At 73.1% G+C, this 23929-nt stretch carries 17 protein-coding genes and 1 riboswitch; of the genes, 5 read left to right on the top strand and 12 right to left on the bottom strand.

From position 1 onward, the window contains the following. Positions 1-195 precede the first annotated feature (195 nt). Positions 196-897, bottom strand: coding sequence for a transglycosylase family protein (locus tag ACFV6E_RS24535; RefSeq protein WP_385169208.1), 702 nt, complete (start codon positions 895-897; stop codon positions 196-198). Between the two features lie 4 nt (positions 898-901). Then, positions 902-1106, bottom strand: a riboswitch (cyclic di-AMP (ydaO/yuaA leader). A gap of 228 nt (positions 1107-1334) precedes the next feature. After that, on the bottom strand, positions 1335-2366 hold the full coding sequence (locus ACFV6E_RS24530) for a transglycosylase family protein (RefSeq protein ID WP_385464581.1): 1032 nt from the start codon (positions 2364-2366) through the stop codon (positions 1335-1337). A gap of 296 nt (positions 2367-2662) precedes the next feature. Here ACFV6E_RS24530 and ACFV6E_RS24525 point away from each other — a divergent pair, with 296 nt between their 5' ends. Beyond that, the gene (locus ACFV6E_RS24525) at positions 2663-3913 is read left to right on the top strand and encodes a cytochrome P450 (protein ID WP_385169258.1); all 1251 of its coding nucleotides are present in this window, start codon (positions 2663-2665) and stop codon (positions 3911-3913) included. A 151-nt stretch (positions 3914-4064) separates the two neighbouring features. After that, a complete protein-coding gene (locus ACFV6E_RS24520) occupies positions 4065-5312 on the top strand; it encodes a globin domain-containing protein (protein WP_385464578.1) in 1248 nt (415 codons plus the stop codon). A gap of 147 nt (positions 5313-5459) precedes the next feature. On the opposite strand, the gene ACFV6E_RS24515 is transcribed toward ACFV6E_RS24520, so the two are convergent. From ACFV6E_RS24515 to ACFV6E_RS24495, 5 genes are all read right to left on the bottom strand, one after another. Next, positions 5460-6455, bottom strand: a complete 996-nt coding sequence (locus tag ACFV6E_RS24515; RefSeq protein ID WP_385464576.1) for a nucleoside triphosphate pyrophosphohydrolase — start codon at positions 6453-6455, stop codon at positions 5460-5462. Positions 6456-6567: 112 nt separating this feature from the next. Next, positions 6568-7224, bottom strand: coding sequence for a SurA N-terminal domain-containing protein (locus ACFV6E_RS24510; RefSeq protein ID WP_385169219.1), 657 nt, complete (start codon positions 7222-7224; stop codon positions 6568-6570). A gap of 141 nt (positions 7225-7365) precedes the next feature. Beyond that, positions 7366-8856 (bottom strand): protein kinase, encoded by a 1491-nt coding sequence (locus ACFV6E_RS24505; RefSeq protein ID WP_385464587.1) that lies wholly within the window; start codon positions 8854-8856, stop codon positions 7366-7368. 38 nt (positions 8857-8894) lie between these two features. Further along, a complete protein-coding gene (locus tag ACFV6E_RS24500) occupies positions 8895-9557 on the bottom strand; it encodes a hypothetical protein (RefSeq protein ID WP_385464573.1) in 663 nt (220 codons plus the stop codon). Positions 9558-9735: 178 nt separating this feature from the next. Next, positions 9736-11802 (bottom strand): N-6 DNA methylase, encoded by a 2067-nt coding sequence (locus ACFV6E_RS24495; protein WP_385464570.1) that lies wholly within the window; start codon positions 11800-11802, stop codon positions 9736-9738. A gap of 191 nt (positions 11803-11993) precedes the next feature. On the opposite strand from ACFV6E_RS24495, the gene ACFV6E_RS24490 reads away from it, so the two are divergent. Next, the gene (locus ACFV6E_RS24490; RefSeq protein ID WP_385464568.1) at positions 11994-12683 is read left to right on the top strand and encodes a hypothetical protein; all 690 of its coding nucleotides are present in this window, start codon (positions 11994-11996) and stop codon (positions 12681-12683) included. Between the two features lie 74 nt (positions 12684-12757). Then, on the top strand, positions 12758-13510 hold the full coding sequence (locus ACFV6E_RS24485; protein ID WP_385464565.1) for a hypothetical protein: 753 nt from the start codon (positions 12758-12760) through the stop codon (positions 13508-13510). A gap of 147 nt (positions 13511-13657) precedes the next feature. Here ACFV6E_RS24485 and ACFV6E_RS24480 read toward each other — a convergent pair whose 3' ends face one another. Continuing rightward, on the bottom strand, positions 13658-14374 hold the full coding sequence (locus tag ACFV6E_RS24480) for an HNH endonuclease family protein (RefSeq protein ID WP_385169231.1): 717 nt from the start codon (positions 14372-14374) through the stop codon (positions 13658-13660). A gap of 166 nt (positions 14375-14540) precedes the next feature. On the opposite strand from ACFV6E_RS24480, the gene ACFV6E_RS24475 reads away from it, so the two are divergent. After that, the gene (locus ACFV6E_RS24475; RefSeq protein ID WP_385464562.1) at positions 14541-14720 is read left to right on the top strand and encodes an antitoxin; all 180 of its coding nucleotides are present in this window, start codon (positions 14541-14543) and stop codon (positions 14718-14720) included. 114 nt (positions 14721-14834) lie between these two features. Here the strand turns inward: ACFV6E_RS24475 and mfd are convergent, their stop codons facing one another. The 4 genes from mfd to ACFV6E_RS24455 all read right to left on the bottom strand — a co-directional run bounded on the left by mfd (position 14835) and on the right by ACFV6E_RS24455 (position 23183). Then, positions 14835-18374, bottom strand: a complete 3540-nt coding sequence (mfd, locus tag ACFV6E_RS24470; RefSeq protein WP_385464559.1) for a transcription-repair coupling factor — start codon at positions 18372-18374, stop codon at positions 14835-14837. 204 nt (positions 18375-18578) lie between these two features. After that, entirely contained in the window at positions 18579-19544 is a 966-nt protein-coding gene (locus ACFV6E_RS24465; RefSeq protein ID WP_385169264.1) for a polysaccharide lyase, read from the bottom strand. 346 nt (positions 19545-19890) lie between these two features. Further along, positions 19891-21849, bottom strand: a complete 1959-nt coding sequence (locus tag ACFV6E_RS24460; protein WP_385464556.1) for a right-handed parallel beta-helix repeat-containing protein — start codon at positions 21847-21849, stop codon at positions 19891-19893. Between the two features lie 86 nt (positions 21850-21935). Next, complete coding sequence (locus tag ACFV6E_RS24455; protein WP_385169241.1) at positions 21936-23183, bottom strand: glycosyltransferase; 1248 nt, start codon at positions 23181-23183, stop codon at positions 21936-21938. Positions 23184-23929 lie beyond the last annotated feature (746 nt).

Below are 23929 nucleotides of genomic sequence, written 5' to 3'. Positions count from 1 at the left end.
GCTCCGGCGCGTACGGGGGAGAACGCGCCGGAGCGGGGGCCCGTGGGGGTGGGGGTGGCCCTCACGGAAGCCCGTGGGGGACGGGGGAGGCCCTCACGAGGCCTCCACTGTGGCGGTCGCCCCTGTGGGGGAGCTGTGGTTGAGCTGGGACCTGGCCCAGACCGCCGCCGGCCGGGTACCGCACCCCCGGGTGGGTCAGCTCAGGTGGAGCTGCTGGCCCGGGTAGATGAAGTCGGCGTCGTCGACGATGTCCTTGTTCAGCTCGAACAGCTTCTGCCAGCCGCCCTTGACGTTCTCGTCCTCGGCGATCGAGCTGAGGGTGTCACCCTTGACGACCTTGTACTCGCCGTCGCCCTTCTTCACCTTCTTGCCGGTCGGGGTCTCGACGGTCTTCTTCGCCGCCGGACGCTCCTGGGAGCGGGAGGCACGCTGCTCCTGCGACTGCGAGTTCTGCTGCTGGGAGGGCTGCGACTGCTGCTGCGAGGTGCCCTGCGAGCCGCTGCCGGTGCTCGACGAGCCGGCGGAGGCGCCCGACAGGCCGACGCCGCAGGACGGCCAGGCGCCCTTGCCCTGCGCCGCCAGGACCTTCTCGGCGACGGCTATCTGCTGGGCCTTGGAGGCCTGGTCGGCGCTGGAGGCGTAGGCGGTGCCGCCGTACGCGGCCCAGGTGGAGGCCGAGAACTGCAAGCCGCCGTAGTAGCCGTTGCCGGTGTTGATGGACCAGTTGCCGCCCGACTCGCACTGGGCGACGGTGTCCCACTCGGAGGCGGTGGCGGCGGAGGCGCCGGTCGCACCCATCAGCGGAACGGCGACGGCGGCACCGGCGACACCCGCGAGCGTGGCGACACGGACGGCCTTGGACGGGCGACGGTGCTTGCCCTTGCTGGAAAACAGCATGGAGAGATCCCCTCACCGACGCCTGCGAGGTGAGCTGTCGGGTTCGGGCCAGTGGGGTATCCCCTGCTCCTTAAGAGCTTGGGGAAGAGTGCCCGGTCGCGCGCCTCGTGGCGCGCGACTTCACCCCAAGCCGGTTCCGGGAGTTCTTCAACTCCCGGGCCCGGCACTTACCTTGGGTCCCCCGCTCCTGCCTACGGCGCTTGACGCGACGACTGTTCCCGTACGGCCGCTGGCAGGATTCGGCGTTGCGACCGCCGGGGCCCGCTGTGGCGAGCGGTGATGACCGTAGACACGGGGCCGACGGAATTTCAAAGACGATCAGGGCCTTTGAGATCCATCTCTCACTCTCGCCAAACCGGACATTACCGAGCGAAACGTGACGCGAACTGCCGCTGTTTTGTACCCGATTCGCCCGGCTGACGCTCCTTTGGCTGTCGTCAGCCCTTCTCCACCACAAGGCTCTGACCGGGGAGGATGAGGTCCGGGTCGGCGCCCACCGTCTCCTGGTTGGCGGCATACAGCTCGGACCACGTGCTCTCGAGGCCGAGGGACTCGACGATGCCGCACAGACTGTCGCCGGAACGGACGGTGTAGACGCCGTCGGCGATGTCGCGGGAGGCCTCGGTGCCGCGCGAGGCGTGCCGCCCGGCGGACTCGTCCTCGCGCCCGGCCGTCGCGTCGCCGGAGGTCTCGTCGTCGGCGCTGGAGCCGCGGTGCCGTCCGGAGCCGGCGCTCTGCGATCCGGACACGCCCGAGCCGGCCGAAGCACCGTCGCTCTGACCGACCTTGTCCGAGTCGTCACGCTTTGTCGTGGCCGAATTCTCGCTGGCCTTGTTGTCCGACTTCTTGCCGGAATCCGCGTCGGCGGACGTGTCGGAGTCGTCGCCGGAGTCGTCGGACTTCTCGCCGGAGCTCTTCGCGTCGTCGTCCGCGTCGTCGGAGTCGTCGGACTTCGCGGTGTTCGAGGAGGAGTCGTCCGACACGGAGCCGGACGTCCCGGAGGAAGACGAGGAGGAGGAAGAGGAGGAGGAAGAGGAGGAGGAAGAGGAGGAGGAGTCCTCCGCCACGCCCGTGTCGACCTCGACCGAGTCGGAGTCCTTGCTGAGACCGGAGAGCGGTCCGCAGGTGGGCCAGGCGGCGAGCCCCACGCCGTCGAGCACCTTCTCGGCGACGGCGATCTGCTGCGAGCGGCTGGCCTCGTCGGCGCTCGGCGCGTACGCGAGGCCGCCGTACTTCTCCCAGTTCGCCTGGGTCATCTGGAGCCCGCCGTAGTACCCGTTGCCGTCGTCGGCGCTCCACGAGCCGCCGCTCTCGCACTCCGCGACCCGGTCCCACGTGGTGCCGTCCGCGGCGCTCGCACTGGTGGCGCCGAGCAGCGGTATCGCGATGGCCGATCCGGTCACCCCTGCCGCGACGATGAGAGCCGGTGCCTGACGAGGGCGACGGTGACGACCGTTCCCGGAGAGCATGCGGTTGCCTTTCGGTCAGCAGTGACGGGCACGGCGGAGTACGCCGGAAGGAAAAACCCCGGAAGGAAGATCCACCGCGCTGATGCGTGAACGTAGCGGGACTCGAACGCTTGTCACAAGTCGATGCAGCGCAGATCACGTGAAGATCACAGTCTTGACGGCGTGTCACATTTTGGCCTGCTTCATCTGCGTGTCCCCGCGGGCGCTACCGTCTCCGGGTGAACGCCCCACGCACCGAACAGACCGAACAGACCGAACCGACCGAACGCGATGAACGGCACGAACAGGTCGAACGGATCGAACCGGAACTCTTCAGCTGGGAGTTCGCCACCGACCCCTACCCCGCCTACGCGTGGCTGCGCGAGCACTCCCCCGTGCACCGCACCACGCTGCCCAGCGGTGTCGAGGCCTGGCTGGTGACCCGTTACGCGGACGCCCGGCAGGCGCTCGCCGACGCGCGGCTCTCCAAGAACCCGGTGCACCACTCCGAGGACGCGCACGGCAAGAGCAGGACGGGCATCCCCGGCGAACGCAGCGCCAACCTCATGACGCATCTGCTCAACATCGACCCGCCGGACCACACCCGGCTGCGCAGACTCGTCTCCAAGGCGTTCACCCCGCGCCGCGTCGCGGAGTTCGAACCGCGGGTGCAGGAGCTCACCGACCGGCTCATCGACGCGTTCGCGAACACCGGCAGCGCGGACCTCATCCACGACTTCGCCTTCCCGCTGCCCATCTACGCCATCTGCGACCTGCTCGGCGTCCCCCGCGAGGACCAGGACGACTTCAAGGAGTGGGCGGGCATGATGATCCGCCACGGCGGCGGGCCCCGGGGCGGTGTCGCCCGCTCGGTGAAGAAGATGCGCGGCTACCTCGCCGAGCTGATCCACCGCAAGCGCGCGGCCCTGCCCGAGCGTCCCGGCCCGGGCGAGGACCTCATCTCCGGGCTCATCCGCGCCTCCGACCACGGTGAGCACCTGACCGAGAACGAGGCCGCGGCCATGTGCTTCGTGCTGCTCTTCGCCGGCTTCGAGACCACCATCAACCTCATCGGCAACGGCACGTACGCGCTGCTGCGCAACCCGGACCAGCGGGCCCTGCTGCAAGACTCGATCGAGCGCGGCGAGCGGGCACTGCTCGACACCGGCATCGAGGAACTGCTCCGCTACGACGGCCCCGTGGAGCTGGCCACCTGGCGGTTCGCCACGGAGCCGCTCGACATCGGCGGGCAGCGCGTCGCCGCCGGCGAGCCCGTCCTCGTGGTACTCGCGGCCGCCGACCGCGACCCCGCCCGGTTCGCCGCCCCGGACACGCTCGACCTGTCCCGCCGGGACAACCAGCACCTCGGCTACGGACACGGCATCCACTACTGCCTCGGCGCCCCGCTCGCCCGGCTGGAGGGCCGTACCGCCCTGGAGACGCTGCTGCGCCGCCTGCCCGACCTGCGGCTCGCCGCCGACCCCGCCGACCTGCGCTGGCGCGGCGGCCTGATCATGCGTGGACTGCGCAGCCTGCCCGTGGAGTTCACACCCGGCACGGCTGTCTGAACGGGACCGGAACGGCTACCCGGAAGGGACCGGGGCGGCCTACCGGGCGGGCCGGGGCGGGTGGCGGACCGTGGAGGAAGGCGGGTTCTTTTCACCCCAGGCCGTCCTCACACCGTCCGCCCCTTGACTCGGCGGTCCCGGAGGTCCCTACATGGCGCCCGTGGACCCCGAAATACTCCGTACCAGTTTCGCGGTCGTCGAGAGGCGAGCCGAGTTCGCGGTCAAGTACTTCTACGCACATCTCTTCCGTCACCACCCGGACCTCCGCCGGCTCTTCCCGGTGGACTTCCCCGAGGAGACGCGACGCCAGCGCGACCGGCTGTTCGCGGCGCTCACCCACGTGGTCGAGCGGCTGGAGGACCCGACGCTCACCGCCTATCTGTGGGCCCTCGGCCGGGACCACCGGAAGTACCCGGTCCAGCCCGAGCACTACGCGGCCGTGGGGACGAGCCTGCTCGCCGCGTTCGCCGTCGTCCTGGGGCCCGCCTGGCAACCGGAGGTCGAGAAGGCCTGGTCGGAGGCGTACGCGACGATCGCGGACGCGATGCTCCAGGGCGCGCGCGAGGCGGCGGCCGAGGGGGAACCGCCCTGGTGGGACGCCCAGGTCGTGGCCCGCCGCGGGTGCGGATCCGACCTCGCCGTGCTCACCCTGCGGCCCGCCCGCCCGCTCATCTACCTCCCGGGCCAGTACGTCAGCGTCAGTACGCCCCGGCTGCCGGGCATCTGGCGGCCGTACTCGCTGGGCAACGCGCCCCGCGCCGACCGCACCGTCGACCTCCATGTCAGCCGGGTCGAACGGGGGGTGCTCTCCAGCACCCTGGTCGGACGGGTCCGGGAGGGCGAGCGGCTGCGGCTCGGCGCGCCCGGCGGCCGGTTCACCCTGCGCACCCCCGCCGAACGGCCCGTCACCTTCATCGCCGCCGGTTCCGGCTGGGCCCCCGTCAAGGCGCTCCTGGAGCAACTCGTCCGCACCGGCGACGCGTCCCGGGCCGAGTCGCCCTACGGCCACCGTCTCTTCGTCGTCGCCCGCGACCTCGCGCACCTCTACGACCGGGCCGCCGTCGAGGACCTACGCACGCGGCTGCCCCGGCTCGCCGTCACCTTCATCACCCCCGCTCCCGGCCGGCCCCGTGAGCAGGCCACCGACCGGCTGCTCACCGCGCTCGGCAACCGCGCCCACTGGGACCGGCACGACGTCTATCTCGCCGGGCCGCCCCCGCTCGTCGAGGAGATCAGGGCCGCCCTGCCCGCGCTCGGCGCGTCCGCCGACCGGATCTTCCACGACCTGCTGCCGCCCGCCGGACCCGTCCGCGCCCGGCCGTCGGACCCCGCCGAGTGGCTGCTCGGCCGCCCCCGCCCGACCTGGCACAACCCCGCCAGCCGCGAGCCCTACGCGTAGCCGGGAGTGAGGGGTGCGCGTGACCCGGGCGCGGGGTACGCGTGACCGGGGCGCGGGGTGCGCGTGGCCGGGTACGCGGGGTACGCGTGACCGGGAGCCCGGACGCAGCCGTTCGTTCCGCTCACTCCGCTCACTCCGCTCCCTTGCTCACTCCCCCCTGCGGGCGGATTCCTCCGTCGCTCTGATCGCGTCCCGGTAGGCGCGGGCCGCCGCTCTCAGGGCCGCCTCGGGGTCCACGCCCTCCGCCTCGGCCTCGGCGGCGACCGCCAGCAGCCGGTACCCGACGCCCTCGCCCCGCGGCAGCGGCACGTCGAGCCCCGCCGTACGCACCCGCGACGACAGCTTCGCCGCGAGCGCGAGCCCCGGCTGCCCCACCGGAACGCCCTCCGTCACCGAAGTCCGTTGTTTCTCCTCGGCCTTGGTGCGCAGCCAGTGCGCCTTGACCTCCTCCGGGGTCTCGGCCGTCTCGTCGCCGAAGACGTGCGGGTGACGGCGGACGAGCTTGGCGACGATGCCGCCCGCCACGTCGTCGATGGAGAAGGCCCCGGAGCTGTCGCCGCCGTCCTCCGGGCGGCCCTCCTCGGCGATCCGGGCGTGGAAGACCACCTGGAGCAGCACGTCCCCGAGCTCCTCGCGCAGCTCGTCCCGGTCGCCCTCCTCGATCGCCTCGACCAGCTCGTACATCTCCTCCAGGCCGTACTTGGCGAGGCCCTTGTGGGTCTGCTGGGATGACCAGGGGCACTCGGCGCGGATGCGGTCCATCACCTGCACGAGGTCGAGCAGCCGGGCGCCCGGCAGATCGTAGGAGGCGGGGAGCAGCTCCAGGTCCGGCATCCGTATCCGGCCCGAGCCGGCGAGGCGGGCCAGGCCGTCGGTCAGCCGCGGCTCGCCCTCGCCGGTGGCGACGACGACCAGGGTGCGGCCGCCCGCGGCGGCGTCGACCGCCTCCTCGGCGGTCGGGGCGGCCTCGTCGACGGTGAGGCCGGCCTCGCGCAGATAGGGGAGCTGCGGATGGGCGCCGTCGGCGCACAGGACGCGGTCCGCGGCGTGCAGGGCCTGCCAGGCGGGCCAGGAGAGCAGCCCGGGGGCGACGCGGTGGCTGGTGGTGAGCAGGACGATGCGGCCGGGATCAGTTGCGTTCACACCCCGAACGTAACCCACGACGCCGACAGGCCGGGGGTTGTCCACAGGGTCATCCGCACCTGTGGACAAGCCGGGCGGTCACCGGTCAGGTCGTCCGCCGGACGGCCACCGGTCAGGTCGTCTGCTGGGTGGCCGCCGTGACCTCGCGCAGCCACGGCGTCTTGGCGTCGACGCGGCTGCTCTTCGTCACGTCCCAGGTGCCGTAACGCGGGTTGAGGTCGATGTGCAGCTGCTTCGAGGCGTCGGACATGGCCTTCCAGAACGTGGCCTTGCCGGCGTCGGTGTTCATGTCGGCGCCCAGCGCGGAGGCGAGTTTCTGCGCCTGGATCTCGGTGCGCAGGCTGTCGTCGAGCCGCTTGGGGGCGACGCCGTACTGCTGGAGCCAGGCCGTCTCCAGGGCCTTGGCGCCGCCGGCCTGCTGCTCCAGGCCCGCCCGCATCTGCTGGGTGTCCTTGCGGGTGACGCTCACCCCGGCGTCCTCGGCGGCGCGGTCGAGGACCCGGTCCAGGACCAGGCTGTGCAGGGTGTCGCGGGTGAGGGAGCCGGTCTGGGCGACGGCCTGCTCGTACTGGGCGTCGTCCGTGGTGGCGGCCCGCTGCGCGGCGCGTACCTCGTTCACCCGGCTCTCGAGCTGGCCGACCGTGATCCGCTGGCCGCCGACGACGGCCGCGGCGCCGGGGTGGGCGTCGTTCCCGCAGGCGGTGAGGAGAGGTGCCGCGGACAGCAGTGCGGCGGAGACGACGAGCGCGGTGCGACGACGGCGGTGCAAGGGTGCCTCCCGGAGAGAGCTTGTGCGGCGGTGCACAAAGTCTTGCGGTGATCGATGGTAGGCAGTGGCCCAGCTCTCGGCCACCCATTCGACCAACGATTCGCGAGGACTTCGGGCACCCTGGCTGCCCGTGCCCGGCCCTCAGCCCCGTACCTGTCCCAGCCACTCCAGGGTGCGGCGGACCTCCGCGGCCAGCGGGTGGCCGGGGCCGCGCAGGCGCTGCACGTCGTGCAGCAGCCGGGCGAGGGTGTCGTGGGCGGCGGGGCGGTCGCCGAGCGCGAGCAGCAGCAGGCCGATGCGGCGGCGGACGTCGAGGGCGAGTTCCGGATCGCCGGCGACGTACTGGTTCTCGTAGTACGGCAGCAGGGCGCGGTACTCCGCGAGTGCGGCACCCGGTTCGCCGAGTTGCTCCAGGCACTGGGCGACGTCGTAGCGGTAGCGCAGCGCCTGGGGGTCGGCCTGGCCCGCCTCGGTGGAGCGTTCGTCGGCGAGGCGGCGCAGCTCCGGCAGCGCGCGCCGGTACTGCCCGTCGTCCATGAGGGTGGCCGCGTACTGCTTGCGCAGGGTGCGGACGACGGGCGAGTGCTCGCCGTGCTCGGCCGCGGCGGCCGGCAGGATCGCGCCGAGGATGTCGACGGCCTGGGTGATGCGGCCCTCGCCGAGCAGCCGCTTGACCTCGTCCACCGCGCCCGCGACGTCCGGCTTCTCCACGGCGGGCTGCACCGGGGCCACGGACGGCTGGGGCGCGGGGATGCGGGCGCGGTCCGGCCAGGGCGCGTGCGGGCGCAGGAAGGGGCGGGTGGGGTCGAGCGGCGCACCGGAGGGCATGCCGCGCGCGGGCAGCAGCGGCAGCAACTGCTCGTACGTCTCCTGGGCGGAGGCCGGGCGGTGCTGGGGGTCCTTGGCGAGCAGCCGCAGCACCAGGCGTTCGAGGTCCTCGGGGACCTCGGGGCGCAGCCGGCGCAGCGGCAGCGGCGGCTCGTAGAGGTGGCGGTGCAGCACGCCGAGGGCCGTCGAACCGGAGAACGGGACGTCCCCGCCGATGAGTTCGTGCATCAGCACCCCGAGCGCGTACAGATCCGTGTACGGGCCGACCGCGCCGCCCATCGCCTGCTCGGGCGCCATGTAGGCGGGGCTGCCGATGGGCGAACCGGTGTGCGTGAGCCGGGTGGTGTCGGTGTCCATCACGGAGGCCACGCCGAGGTCGAGGACGGTGACCGTGCCGTCCTGCTTGACCATCACGTTGCGCGGCTTGAGGTCGCGGTGGACGATCGGCACCGCGTGCACGGCGGAGAGCACGGCGCAGAGCTGGGCGGCGACCGCGACGGTCCACTGCCAGGGGTACGGCTCGTGCTCGGCGAGGTGGTCGGAGAGGTCGGCGCCGTCGACGTACTGCATGACGAGGAAGAGTTCCTCGCCCTCGCTGCCCGCGTCGTGGACGGTGACCAGGCCCGGGTGGTCGACCTGGGCGGTGACGCGGCACTCGCGGACGAAGCGGCGGCGCAGTTCGTCGGCCTCCTGGCCCGCGACCTTGTCGGGGCGCAGCAGCTTGACGGCGACGCGCCGGTCCAGGCGCTGGTCGTAGGCGGTCCAGACCTGGCCCATGCCGCCCTGGCCGATGAGCGTGGACAGTTCGTACCGGTCGGCGACCACGCGGCCCGTGGCGACGGTCACCTGGTGTCCCCGTGGCCGCCGTCGTGGTTGCGCAAGTAGTCGCTCAGCTCGTCGAGTTCGGCGCGCACCTGGTCGATCCGGGCGGGCGCGGGGCGCTGCGGCTGCTGCGGGACGGGGGTGTGGGGTGCGGGCGTGTGCGGCACGGGCGTGTGGGGTGCGGTGTTCTGCGGCATCTGCGGGTGGGCGGGCGGCTGCGGGTGCACGGCCGGGTACGGCGCGGCCGGCGTGGACGGCTGCGTGTACGCGTAGGGCGAGACGGCCGGCGGCCGGGCCGGTATGTAGCCGGTGCGGCCGGGGTGGCCCGGGTAGCCGGGGCGGCTGTAGTGGCGGATGTCCGCGAACAGGAACCAGGCCGTGCACAGCGCGGCGTTCAGCAGCAGGATGCCCATGCCGATGTTGCCGTTGGTGGTGCTGAAGTCGTCGGTGTCGTCGGTGCTGAGGAAGCCGAAGCTGATGCCGAGGACCACCAGGGAGAGCACGAAGAGCCACCAGTCGGTGCGCCGGTGCGTCACCAGGGCCACCCGCAGCGGGGAGACCCACGCCAGGAACCCGATGCTCAGGAGGGGCAGCGCCCCGAAGAGCACGCGCAGTACGACCAGGACCCCGGTCGAGGGTCGCTTCGGCGGAGGCGGCGGGTAGCCGGGGCCGGGGCCGTGCATGACTGCTCCTGAAGGCCTGATGGGACGGACGGCGGGCTGACAACGGACTGTCGCCAAGAGCGTATAGGCCGACGCGGACAACGGGCCCGCGTTGTACCGAACCGTTGTCGTCCCGCCCGCCCGCGCTGCCCCGGCGGCCCCTGGTACGCCGCTCGTTGAGCCCCCCGGGGGCAGCCCCTCACTCCGGTGCGACCGTGCCGTCCGTCAGGCCGTCGTACATGCCGCGCACGAGTTGTTCGCCGAGCCGGCCCGCGCGCCTGAGGGCCTCCTCGAACTCGGCGAGCGCGCGGAAGCGTGCGCCGTAGCGGCGCTGCTGGTCCAGCGGGAGCCGGGGGAGCTGGAGGCGGCGCACGTCGAGCCGGGTGGCGGTGGAGGCGTAGCTGCTGGCCTGCCGGCTGTTGGCGGTGCCGCGCAGGAAGCCGGCCAGGAACCACGCGTCGAGCGCGCCGGTGTCGGGGCGCAGCAGGGTGAGGTTGCGGCCGAGGGCGGCCCCGGCGGTGGCGTCGTCGACCACGCGCGCGACGGAGCCGCCGCCGAGCACGGGCACCACCACGTCGCCCGCCCGCACCAGTACCGGTTCCTCGTCGCCCTCCGGGAGGGCGCCGGAGGGGGCGGTTCCGGCGAACACGTCGTGGTCGGTGAGGACGGGCACGCGCGCGGGGGCGCTGTTCCCGCCCGTGCGCAGCACCAGGGCTCCCGCGCGCGCGAGTTCGCCGACGGTGGTGAGCGGCCAGCGCGCCGGGGACGGCTCGCCGGCCGCCCGCGGGGCGAGTTCGGCGGTCAGCCGCAGGGTCTCCCCCAGGCGTTCGCGCACGGTCGTCAGCTGCTCGGCTCCCCCGGCCTCGGCGGGCGGCGGCAGATGGCGGGCGGGGGCCAGGTCCACGTCGTCGTCGAGGAGTTCGATGACCGGGACCGAGCGGCTGACGCCCGGCTGTTCGGGCGCCGTGCCGGTGCGGTCGAAGGGTCGCCAGGCGTCCAGCACGGCCGTCCTGACGGCGGTCCAGTCGAGCCCGCCGCGGCCACCGGCGGGCTCCCGGCCGCGCTCGGCCGCGCCGCCGCTCTCGCCGGGCGCTCCGGTGTCGGCCAGCAGCAGTTCGGGCTGCGCGGGCGCCTTCTCGGGCCGCCGCAGCACCCACAGGTGCAGCGGGATGTTGTACGGGGGTGCCGCGCCGGCCGGGAGGGCGATCACCGCGCGCAGGGCGCCGCGGCGCAGCAGGTCGGCGCGGATGCGGCGGCCCGAGCGGCGGGAGGCGGCGGCGGGCGGCATCAGCAGGACGGCGGTGCCGCCGTCCCGGAGGCGGGCCAGCGCGTGCTGCACCCAGGCGAGTTCGGACTCGGTGCGGGCCGGGAAGCCGTACTCCCAGCGGGCGTCGTAGGCGAGCTCGTCGTGGCCCCAGTTGCGTTCGTTGAACGGGGGGTGGCAGAGCACGACGTCGGCTCGCACTCTGTCGTACGCGTCCGCGCGCAAAGTGTCCTCGGCTGCGCTGCGGACGGTGGCGCGGGTGTGCAGGGCGAGGCGGAGCCCGGTCAGCGCGGCGAGGTCGGGCACGCTGTCCTGCCCGTAGAGCTGCTGGTCGGGGCCCGAGGCGGCGGCCCTCAGAAGGGCGCCGGTGCCACAGGCGGGGTCGAGCACCGTACGGGCGGAGCCGGCGAGTTCGGCCATCAGTGACGCGAGTCCCGCGGGGGTCAGCGTGTACTGGCGCGGGTTGGCGTCGAGGTGCCGGCCGAGCAGGAACTCGTAGGTCTGGCGGGCGCCGAGTCCTGCGGCGAGTTCGGCGGCGCCGCGCAGCAGCGGGGCCGACGGGAGCAGCTCGGCGGCGGTCGGAGTGTTCACAGCGCGCCCGCCGACCACGCCGAAGCGCGGTGTGAGCACCTGGTCGAGCGCGGTCGGCAACAGCTCGGCGAGGCGTTCGTCGGAGCCCGCGGCCAGCTCCAGCCAGACCGTGGGGCGGTCGTTGATGAGCAGCAGCGCGCAGCCGGCGTGCACCAGGGCCGTGACCGGGCCCCCGGGGTGTCCCGCGAGGTGCTGCCAGACGCGTTCGCGCAGCGGTACCTCGGCGAGTTTGCCCTGCTTGCGCAGCCATTCCTCGACGTCGGCCAGTGCGAAGGACGGGCTGGTCTCGGTGCCGCCGACGGGCCTGGGGAAGTCGGCGTGGCGGCGGCGCCAGTTGCTGACGGCCGCGCGGCCCACCCCGGCGAGCCGCGCGATACCGGCGGCGGTCACCTCTGTCGCGTTCTCCTGCACCCGCCCGGCTCCCCTCTAGCTGTGTGACGGCGAGCATACAGCCGGATACCGGATCCCTCCCTTCACGCACGTGTACACACTCGACCCTCAAGTTCGTGTTGACTCGGTTCACACGTCATGCTGTTATTGACCCACGTAACGAGCGGACCGCCGGACAGGAGGCGGTCCCGTTCCCAGGGGGGACCTCTGTCATGGGTATGAAGAAGAAGATCGTGTTGGGCGCCGCTGTCGGCTTCGTCGTCATCGCCGCCGTCTCGGCGAACTCGGGCGACGGCGACAAGAGCGACGGCAAGAGCTCTTCCGCGTCCGCCGACCGCAAGGCGGGCTCGGACGACGCGAAGTCCGGCTCCGGTGGCGACAAGTCGGAGAAGCGCGAGGTCGCCTTCAGCGGCGACGGCACCTTCGAGGTCGGCAAGGACGTCAAGCCCGGCACCTACCGGACCACCGGCAACACCGACGGCATGTGCTACTGGGAGCGCGCCAAGGACGCGTCCGGCGAGATGGACTCCCTGATCGCCAACGACAACGTCACCGGCACCAGCTACGTGACCGTCGTGGCCGGCGACAAGCTGTTCAAGTCCACCGACTGCGAGGACTGGGAAGCCGTCGACGAGAAGGCGAAGGGGACGGGCTCGCCCGCCACCTCCGCCAAGGGCGACGGCGGTATGTACCGGGTCGGCGTCGACCTGGCCCCCGGCACCTACAAGTCCACGGGCAACACGGACGGCATGTGCTACTGGGAGCGCGCCAAGGACGCCCAGCACTCGCTCAACTCGATCCGCGCGAACGACAACGTGACCGGCTCCGGCATCGTCACGATCAGCGCGGACGACGCCTACTTCAAGACCACGGGCTGCAAGGACTGGAAGAAGACGGCCTGACCCGCGCGTCCCCGGCCCGGTCCCGTACGGCACCCCCGTTCGACCCACACCCCGTTCGACACCAAGGAATTCCCATGCGTCGCACCGCACTCGTCGCCCTCTGCCTCGCCGCCGCGGCCACCGCGGGACTGACCGGCTGCTCCTCCGGCGGAGACAAGGCGGACAGCAAGCCGAAGGGCCCGTTCGCCGGGCAGACCGGAGGCGAGATCGCCGACCGGGCCGTGCGGACCACCTCCGACGCCGGATCGCTCCGGATGAAGGGTGACGTCGCCGACGACGAGAGCGGCGGCACCATCACCCTCGACATGGCCCTGAACAAGAAGGGCGAGTGCGCCGGGACCATGAGCATGGGCGGCCAGGGCAAGGCCGACCTGATCAAGACCGGCGGCACCCTCTACATGAAGTACGACGAGAAGTTCCTGCGGGAGCAGGCCTCCGAGGGCGATTCCAAGGCGGAGACCGACAACACGGTGGCGCTGCTCGCCGGCAAGTGGACCAAGATGTCCGCGAGCGGCCAGGACGCCAAGGACATCACGGGCTTCTGCGACCTGGACTCGGTACTCGGCGGCGCCGAGGACGTGCACTCGAACGCCACCCGGGGCAAGACCACGATGGTCGACGGCGCCCCCGCGCTCGTCCTCCACGAGAAGGACGGCAAGGACCGCTACACCCTCACCGTCGCCACCGAGGGCAAGCCCTACCTGCTGAAGATCGTCGGCGACTCCGCGACCGACCCGATCACCCTCACCTTCAGCGACTACGAGAAGCCGGTCCCCGCGAAGGCCCCCACCGGCAAGGTCCTCGACCTCGACGAGATGACCGGCTGACCCCCGCCCGACGGACACCCCGCCCCGGCCGGCCGCGTCAGAACGCTCCGGCCGGCCGGCGTGCAGGCGCTCCGGTCAGTCGGTGCGCAGGCGCTCCGGCCGGTCGGTGCGCAAGCGCTCCGGCCGGTCGGTTGTCATGCGCTCCGGTCAGTCGGCGTGGAAACGTTCCGGCGCCTGAGTCGGGTTGCCGCCCGAGGGCAGCTTCTGGCCCGGACAGCCCTCGAGCACCCGCTTCATGGCGTCCTTCTCGGCGTCGGTGACCCAGAGCTCGTACTTCTTCTTCACGGCGACCTGGCCGGCGACGTAGGTGCAGCGGTAGGACTTGTTCGGCGGCAGCCAGGTCGCCGTGTCGCCGTCGCCCTTGCTGCGGTTGGGGCCCGCGTCGACGGCGAGCAGGTTCAGCGGGTCGTTGGCCAGGGCGATGCGCTTGCTCGCGTCCCACTTCTGGGCGCCCTTCTGCCAGGCGTCGGAGAGGGCGACGAGGTGGTCTATGTCCACCTGGCTGCGGCCGCGGGTGAAGGCCACCTTCTCACCGCTGTACGGGTCGGGGTCGAGCATCCCCGAGGACACCTTGCACTTGCCGTCGCTGAACTTCACCTCCTCCAGGTCCCGTTTGAGGATGTCGTCCCTGGTGTCGCAGGAGTTGGAGTCGGTGTCCGCCCAGGCGGTGCCGAACCGGTCCCGGTCGTAACCGGTCTTGGGCGCCCGGCCCTTCACGGTGAGCGTGTCCACGGCGGCGAGCGCGGCACCGCCGCCGGCCTGCGTCTCCTCGGGCCCCGCGGAGCCGGTCGTGGTCTCCTTGCACCCGCCGACGGCGAGCACCATCAAGGCGACTCCCGCCACCCCACCCCTCAGACGCACCACGAGCCCCTCCCCTTGTCCTTGACCTCCGGAGCCGCCCTGCTCAGGCGGCCCTCTCCGTCCCCACCGTAGCGGGCGGAAAGGCTCGGCCATACCGTCCTCCAACGCGCATTCGGAGCACTCGGGGCGTATCGTCGGGTAGTGAGTTCACTTCCGGAAGGAGCTCTGCATGGGCATCTTCGACAAGCTCAAGAACTTGGGGCAGAGCAAGGGCTCGGGCGCGTCCGACGCCGCTGAGCGGGCCATCAACGAGAAGACGGGCAACAAGTACTCGAAGCAGGTCGACCAGGCTCAGCAACAGGCCGAGGACCGGCTGGGCGTACGGCGCGACAGGCACGAGAAGCAGTAGCCCGAGGCGCGCTCGACGACCCCAGAGCGCATGATCCGAAGCCGTCCGGGAGCACCGCTCCCGGACGGCTCCGCCATGGGACACCACCCTGCGTGCCCGAGGCGGTCGCCCGGGCTACCCGAGCACCGTGGTCAGGAACTCCCCCGTCCAGCCCAGCAGTTCGCGGCCGACCAGCGGCTTGCCGCCGACCTTTGCCGTCTTCGGGCGCGGGACGAGGAGTTGGTGGGAGGTCGGCTTGATGACCGTGCCCGGGTACACGCGCTTCAGGCGCAGCTCCTGGGACTCGCGCAACTCCACCGGGGCGAAGCGGATGTTGGTGCCCTGGAGGACGATCTCGCCGACGCCGCAGGAGCGGGCGAGCATCCTGAGGCCCGCCACGAGCAGCAGGTTCTCCACCGGTTCGGGCAGCTTGCCGTAGCGGTCGGTGAGTTCCTCGCGGACCGCCTTGATGTCCTCCTCCGTGTTGGCGGAGGCGATGGCGCGGTACGCCTGGAGACGGAGCCGCTCGCCGGGCGCGTAGTCGTGCGGGACGTGCGCGTCGACCGGCAGCTCGATCTTGACCTCCAGCGGCGGCTCCTCCTCCACGCCGCCCTCCAGGGAGGCCCGGTAGTCGGCGACCGCCTCGCCCACCATGCGCACGTACAGGTCGAAGCCGACACCCGCGATGTGCCCGGACTGCTCGCCGCCGAGCAGGTTGCCCGCGCCGCGGATCTCCAGGTCCTTCATGGCGACGTACATGCCCGCGCCCATCTCGGTGTGCTGGGCGATGGTGGCGAGGCGTTCGTGCGCGGTCTCCGTCAGGGGCTTCTCCGGCGGGTACAGGAAGTACGCGTAGCCGCGCTCGCGGCCGCGGCCCACCCGGCCGCGGAGCTGGTGGAGCTGGGAGAGGCCGGAGTTGTCGCCGCGCTCGACGATCAGGGTGTTGGCGTTGGAGATGTCGATGCCGGACTCGACGATCGTGGTCGAGACGAGGACGTCGAACCGCTTCTCCCAGAAGTCGACGACGACCTGTTCCAGGGCCTGTTCGGACATCTGCCCGTGGGCGGTGGCGATACGTGCCTCGGGGACGATCTCGCGCAGCCGCGCCGCCGCCCGGTCGATGGACTCGACCCGGTTGTGGATGTAGAAGACCTGGCCCTCGCGGAGCAGTTCGCGGCGGATGGCCGCGCCGATCTGCTTCTGCTCGTACGGGCCGACGAAGGTCAGCACCGGGTGGCGCTCCTCCGGCGGGGTGGTGATCGTGGACATCTCGCGGATGCCGGTGACCGCCATCTCCAGGGTTCTGGGGATCGGGGTCGCGGACATGGTCAGCACGTCGACGTTGGCCCGGAGCTTCTTGAGCTGCTCCTTGTGCTCGACGCCGAAGCGCTGCTCCTCATCGACGATGACCAGGCCGAGGTCCTTGAACTTGGTCTCGGAGGAGAACAGCCGGTGAGTGCCGATGACGATGTCCACGGCGCCGTCCTTCAGCCCCTCCAGGACCGCCTTCGCCTCACTGTCCGTCTGGAACCGCGACAGCGCCCGCACATTCACGGGGAACTGTGAGTACCGCTCGGAGAACGTGCCGAAGTGCTGCTGCACGAGCAGGGTCGTGGGCACGAGGACGGCGACCTGCTTGCCGTCCTGGACCGCCTTGAAGGCGGCGCGGACCGCGATCTCCGTCTTGCCGTAACCGACGTCGCCGCAGATCAGCCGGTCCATCGGGACCGTCTTCTCCATGTCCTCCTTGACCTCGGCGATGGTGGTGAGCTGGTCGGGCGTCTCCGCGTACGGGAAGGCGTCCTCCAGCTCGCGCTGCCAGGGGGTGTCCGGGCCGAACGCGTACCCGGGGGCGGCCATCCGGGCCGAGTACAGCTTGATCAGGTCGGCGGCGATCTCCTTGATCGCCTTCTTGGCGCGCGCCTTGGTCTTGGTCCAGTCGGCGCCGCCGAGCCGGTGCAGGGTGGGCGCCTCGCCGCCGACGTACTTGGTGATCTGCTCGAGCTGGTCGGTGGGGATGTAGAGGCGGTCGCCGGGCTGGCCGCGCTTGGCGGGGGCGTACTCCACGACCAGGTACTCGCGGGTGGCGCCCTGGACGGTGCGCTGGGCCATCTCGATGTAGCGGCCGACGCCGTGCTGCTCGTGGACGATGTAGTCGCCCGATTCGAGGGTGAGCGGGTCGATGGTCTTGCGGCGCCGGGCCGGCATCCGCGCGCCGTCCCGGGTGGCCGAGCGCTGCCCGGACAGGTCGGTCTCGGTGAGCACGGCCAGCTTGAGCGCGGGGTCCACGAAGCCGGCGTCGAGGCAGCCGCAGGAGACGTGCACGACGGCCGGGTCGATGGCTGCCAGGTCCGGGTCGAGGCGGGCGGCGATGCCCTCGTTGCCCAGGACCTCCACGGTGCGGGCGGCGAGGCCGTGGCCCTCGGTGATGTAGACGGCGCGCCAGCCGTCGGCGAGCCAGCCCTTGGTGTCGGCGAGCGCGCGTGCGGTGTCGCCGCGGTAGGTCTCCGGGGCGTGCATGCCGAGCTTCAGCGTGTCGGCGTCACCGACGACGGCGTCGGCCTCGTCCGCCGCGAACGGCGACACCGACCACCACATCATGCCCAGCTCACGGGCCCGGTCGCGGACGTCCGCGATGGACCACAGGGAGGCCGCGCCGACGTCGATGGGGGCCTCGCCGCCGCCCGCGGTCGCCGCCCACGACGCCTGGAGGAACTCCTGCGAGGTCGCCACCAGGTCCGCGGCCCGGGTCCGTACCCGCTCGGGGTCGCAGACGAGGGCCATCGAACCGGCCGGCATGACGTCGAGCAGCAGTTCCATGTCGTCCACGAGCACCGGCGCCAGGGACTCCATGCCCTCCACCGCGATGCCCTCGGAGATCTTGCCGAGCAGTTCGCCCAGCTCGGGGTGGGCCTCGGCCAGGGCCGCGGCCCGCTCGCGCACCTCGTCGGTGAGCAGCAGCTCACGGCAGGGCGGCGCCCACAGACCGTGCTCGGCGACCTCCAGGGAGCGCTGGTCGACGACCTTGAAGTAGCGGATCTCCTCGACGTCGTCGCCCCAGAACTCCACCCGCAGGGGGTGCTCCTCAGTGGGCGGGAAGACGTCCAGAATGCCGCCGCGGACGGCGAACTCGCCGCGCTTCTCGACCAGCTCCACCCGGGAGTACGCGGCTGCCGCGAGCGCTTCGACGATCTCCCCGAGGTCGGCGCTCTGTCCGGTGCGCAGGGCTACGGGCTCCAGGTCGCCGAGCCCCTTGACCTGCGGCTGGAGCACGGAACGCACGGGGGCGACGACGACGGAGACGGGGCCGGTCTCGGGGTCGTCGGCGCTCGGGTGGGCGAGGCGGCGCAGCACGGCGAGGCGGCGGCCGACGGTGTCGCTGCGCGGGGAGAGGCGCTCGTGCGGAAGCGTCTCCCAGGAGGGGTACTCCACGACCGAGTCGGGCGGCAGCAGGGACTGGAGGGCGGCGGCCAGGTCCTCCGCCTCCCGGCCCGTCGCCGTCACGGCCAGCACCGGGCGCGCCGCCTCGCGGGCCAGGGCCGCCACCGCGAAGGGGCGGGCGGCGGGCGGGCCGACGAGGTCGACGTGCGTGCGGTTGCCGTCGGTGGCGGCCTTCACCGCTTCGGCGAGTGCGGCGTCCTTGACGACGGCGTCGAGCAGACCGTGCAGGCTCATGAAGGGGATCCATCCCGGGAGTGGGCAACGCGAGGCGCCCGACACGTCGAACGGGCCGGGGGTCTCCAGCGTACGTCGCGCACGCCGTGCGCACGCCCGGGAACCCGGCGTCCGGCCCGGTGTCCCCGGTCACGGCGGGGGGCGTGGTGCGGTGCGGGACGGTGCGGAGCGGTGCGGGACGGTGCGGGACGGTGCGGGGCGGGTTCACCCTTCGGGTACGGCGTCCCCGGGCAGCGGTCCGATGGCGTGGTCCGACACGGCGAACGCGGCGAAATCGGCGTACTGCGCGCGCGGGGTGGCCCAGCTCGGGTCGCCGCCGCCGAAGAACGTCGAGAAGAACACCCCTTCGATACGGAGTTCCCTGGTGGTGCGGAACGTGAGGCGGTCCCGGCGCAGTACCTGGCGGCCGTCGAGGTAGACGGTCACCGAGCCGTCGGCGCGGCCCGGACGGTTGAGCCGTACGCCCTGTTCCACGCAAGCCCAGCGGCCCACCGGCCAGGACCAGGAGCCGCGGCCGAGCGAGGTGCCGTGCACGACGGATGCGGGCAGGTACGCGTAGACCTCGCCGCGGCCGCCCGAGCGCCACATGTAGCGGGTGGACAGGCCGTTGCTGCCGTCGGGTACGTGGCCGCCGCTGGTGTTCGTACCGCCGTACAGGCCGGGCAGCTTGCCGCCCTTGACGAAGTCGAAGCCCTCCGGGAAACGGACGTAGTAGCGCAGGTGGAGGCGGTCGACGGGGCCGGTGGCCAGCGGCAGGTAGAGCTGGGTGCCGCCCTCGGGCCGGTCGTACGTGCGGGCGACCGTGGGGCTCGCCGAGCGGGCCGGGTACCGCACCCGCAGCACCGGGCCGAGCCGCCGCTCCGGGCCGGTCCCGGAGCGCAGCTCGGCGCGGGACAGCCCGAAGGAGCCGGCCCGGCGGGCGTCGAGCCGGGAGCCGAAGAACCGGACGACGGCGGCTCCGCGGCCGGTGAACGGAGACTCCTGGGACGGCGTCCCGTCGCCGGGCTCCGTGGGCCGGGTGGTGCCGTCGCCCGGGGACGGTGTCCGCCCGTCCCCGCTTCCGCGGCCGGTCGGTGTCGCGTCGTCCGGGCCGCCAGGACCGGACGTGCAGCCGGCGGCCACGGCCGTGACCGCGACGGCCCCCACCGCGAGAAACCGCCGCCTCCGCATCGCTGTCACACTGCCGCTCCTTCCCTGTTCGGCCTGGTACGCGGTGTGGCCGTCCGGCCCGGTGCGCGGGGCTGGTGTTCGGCCCGGTGCTCGGTCTGGTCATCCGGACCGGCACGCGGGGGCACCGTCCGGCCCGGCGTACGGATCGCCCGTCCGGCCCGGCGTACGGTCGGGCCGTCCGGCCCAGTGCTCGGTCTGGTCATCCGGACCGGCGCGCGGTCTGGCTGTCCGGCCCGGTACGCCGGGTCGCTGTCCGGCCCGGCACGCGAGGGCGCCGTCCGGCCCGGCGTACGGATCGCCCGTCCGGCCCGGTGTGCCGTTTCCCTGTTCGGCCCGGTCTGCGGGGTCATGCGGTGTTGCGTACGTGGGACGGGATGCGGCCCGCGCGGGTCCTGCGGTGGCGGATGTGGTGGACGGTCTGGAGGACGACGGCGAGGGCGAGCGCGCCGAGACCCGCGAGGCCCAGCCAGGGGAACGGCGGCAGGGTCACCTCGGTGGCGCGGTCCCGTTCGACCCGGCCGGCGCCGGTCAGCGCGACGGGCGCACGCACCCTGGAGCCGGTCAGGTCGAGGCGCGCGCCCGCGTCGGCCTCGACGCCCTTGCGTTCGGCGAGGACGTCCACGCGGACGGCGGTCGCGTGGACCCCGGCGGCCAGGTGCACGCCCCGGCGCGTCCTGCTCACCGCGAGCCCTTCCAGCCGCGCCCCCGCCCTGAGGTCCACGGCCGTGAGGGCGCCGGAGAACGCGCCGCCGGCGACCCGCAGCCCCGGTGACGCCGAGGACAGCCCCTTGCGGGAGGTACCGCTGATCCGCACCCCGGCCAGGCGTACGCCGCCGGTCGTGGCGAGGGCGCTGACGCCCACCTGGCCGCCGCGGACCCGTACGTCGCGCAGGACGACATCGCGCGCGAGCCCTTCGACGAGGATCCCGGTGCCCGAGTCCGCGACGGTGGTGCCGTCGACGGTCACGTGCGGCGCCGTGACGGCGACGCCCCGGTCGAAACCGCGGAGCCAGCCGCCGGTGACGGTCGCCCCGGCGAGGTCGGCGGCCAGTGCGATCCCGGTGCCACCGCCACCGGCCAGCTCCGGCTCGTACACCGACACCCGCGAGCCCGTGCCCCGGACGTCGAGCGCGACCGGCGCGCCCTGCACGACGGGCCGCCGTACGGAACACGCCACGCAGCCCACCAGCCGGATGCCGCCGCCCTGGTCCCCGTACGACGCCGGGTCGGTCAGGCGCAGGCCGCGCTGGGCGGTGGCCTTGATGCCGTTGCCGTGGTTGCCGCTGGTGGTGACGCCGGCGAGGTCGCGGCCGTCGCGCCCGCCGACGACCACGCCGTGCCGGGCGTTGTCCTCGGAGTACAGCCCGCGGACCGTGGTGTTCCGGTCGCCGTCCAGGACCACGCCGTCCGTGGGGGACCGCAGGACGGTGACCCGGTCGAGCAGGACACCGCGCGAACCGGCCAGGCGCAGCCCGACGCGGTTCTCCCGGAACGTCGTACGGACCGCCCGGCCGGTGCTGCCCTTGCCCCAGGTGACCCCGGACCGGCCGCCCGGCTCCGCGGCGGGGCGGCCGAGATCGGTGACGACGGCGTCCTCGAACTCCATCCGGCCGCCCGCGCCCATCTCCAGGTACGGCCGTCCGGCGGCCGTGTTCCCGGGCGCCGGACGGGTGCCGTCCGGTCCCGCCGTGGCGACGGTGACGCCGGTGATGTCCAGCAGGGCCCGCGAGCCCCTGATCCAGGTACCGGCCGCCGCGGTGCGCCCCGCGGTGAGCAGGACGGTGCCGGTGCCGGGGCCGACCTCCAGGGCGGAGCCCGGCGCGAGCAGCACCGCGGCGCGCACCCACATCGTCGCCGGCCGGCCCGGCCGGTACTCGACCCAGCCCGCACCGGCGTGCGCGGCCAGCCAGCCGAACGTCACCGCCCCGGGCCCCGGGTACAGCCGTCCCACGACCACCCCGCGCGCCACCAGCCCCACCGCTCCCGGCCGCAGCACGATCAGCCGCTCGGGCCGCCCGGTGCGCTTCCAGGCGGCGACGTCCGAATCGGCACCCGGAAGCGCGGCGCGGGCGGCGGGCCGTACGGCCGGTACGGGCCTGGCGGTGGGCGCGGCGGCGGCCGGTGGCGCGGCGCGGGTGACCGACGGCGTGGTCCGGGCGACGTGATCGGCGGACGCGGCAGGTTCGGCGGACGCGGCGGGATCGGCGGACGCGGCGGGATCGGCGGACGCGGCGGGATCGGCCGAGGGCAGGGCGGTGGTCAGCAGCGTGCTGACGAGCGCGATCACGGCGGCGAGCGCCCCCACGCCCCGCACCCCCACACCCCTCGGCCTCACACCCCGCGGCCCCACACCCCGCGGCCCCACACCCCGCGGCCCCACACCCCGCGGCCTCACGCGGCCGCCTCCGTGTCGGCCGTTCCGGGGGCGCGCGCGGTACGGACGACGACCCCGTTCTCCACCGACACCTGCCGGGTGAGCCAGCGCTGCCTGCGGATGGTGACGAGGGCGCAGATCTTGACCACGGCCATCACGAACGACGTCAGGACGAACCCCGGCACCAGGAAGAACGAGGACGGCCGGCGCACCAGGTGCGGCAGTATCTTCATCGACCGGCTGACCCACCACCAGCCGAAGAGACAGCCGACGAAGAACCAGTCCTGGCGCACGACGGCGTACGTCATGAAGAACGGCGACAGCAGGAGGGTGAAGCTGCTGACGCCCTTGTCGATCATCGTGCAGGCGAGGAACGGGTGCCGCCACACCCAGCGGCGGGACAGGGCTCTCAGGTCCGAGCGCCAGGTGTTGCGGGCCCAGCGCAGCCGCTGCTTGAGGAAGATCCGCGGGGTGTCCGGGAACGTCGACCAGACCCGGGCGGAACGCTGCATGTAGGTGTGGTGACCGCGCTCCAGGATCAGGGTGGTCAGCCGTTTGTCGTCGCCCGACATGCAGGGCACCCCCATGAACGTCTCGTCCATGAAGTCGTCGGACACCTCAAGGAGCAGGGCGCGGCGGTAGACGGCGGTGCGTCCGGACAGGCAGGAGACCGCGCGGCCCATGACCGTCTGGGCGGCGTTCTCGTCGAAGTACCGGTAGTCGAGGAACATGTCGGTGACACGCTGGAGGAAGCCGCGCGGGTTGTAGACGTTCTGCCGGGTGCCGACGCCGCCGACCGCCGGGTCGGTGAAGGGCTTGCACACCTCGGCGGCGACGTCCTCGGCCCATACGGTGTCGGAGTCGACCAGCGCGACGAGTTCGGTGCCGCACGTCTCCCAGCCCCGGCGCAGCGCGTCGCGTTTGCCGGGTACGTCGGTGACGACCACAGTGACGGGATAGCGGGCCGCGACCCGGCGGCAGGCGTCGTCGGTGGCGTCGATGACCAGGACCACCTCCTCGACGCCGTTGGCCAGCCACGACTCGATGGCGCGGGCGAAGATCGCGGGGTCCTCCTGGTAGACGGGCGAGACGACGCCGAGCGACAGCCGGAAGTCGCCGCGGACCGGCCGGTAGAAGACCGCCGGCGCGCGCCGCAGCAGCCAGCAGGTCCAGCGGACCAGGCCGAGGACGCCCAGCGGCAGGTAGACGAGGTAGTAGCGGAAGTCGAGGGAAGCGCCGTCGAAGAAGGCGAGGAATCTGCTCATGGGCCTGACCTCGGAAGTGCCGAACGGTGAAAGAACCTTGCGCAGACCTGCGGGCCACCCGCGGGCCACCCCGCGAACACCCCACGGCCGACCGGAAAGGCCCGACGCCGACACCGGCCCGACCGCGCGCGCCGACCCGGCCGGGCCGGGCCCGCCGGTGGGCCGATCTCGCCGGACCGGACGGGTACGCCGACCCGGCCGGGCACGCCGGGCACGCCGGACCGAACAGGTCCGCCGGCCCGGACGAGCCAGCCGGTGGACCGGGCTCGCCGGCGGGGCGGACAGGTACGCCGGTGGACCGGGCTCGCCGGCGGGGCGGACGGGTACGCCGGTGGGACGGGTACGCCGGACCGTCGGGTACGCCGGTTGGCCCGGCTCACCGGCCTGGACGGGTACGCCGACCCGGGCAGGCCCGGCCACCCAAGACGGCCAGGCCGTCCGAGGCAAACCGGCTGCCCGAGACGGACCGGCTGCCCGAGACGGACCGACGGGACGAGGTGGGCCGACGGGACGGGCCGGCGGGGCGAGACGGGCCGTCCACCCGAGACGGAGCAGCCGCTCAGGGCCGCAGCCCGCCCGAGGCGGATCAGCCGCCGAAGGCGAACCGGCCGCCCGAGAAGACGCGATCGCCCTGGAACGGCCCGCCCACTCACGACCTCGACCGCCCAAGCCGGACGCCCCCCAAGCCGTTGCCCCTGCCCAGGCCGAACCGGTCGCCCAAGACGACGCCGCCCTGGAACGGCCCG

It is taken from the genome of Streptomyces sp. NPDC059785, from assembly GCF_042732375.1.
Classification (GTDB): Bacteria; Actinomycetota; Actinomycetes; order Streptomycetales; family Streptomycetaceae; genus Streptomyces.
Note: the sequence above shows the minus strand (reverse complement) of the source record. Positions and strands in the feature narration are given on the sequence as shown.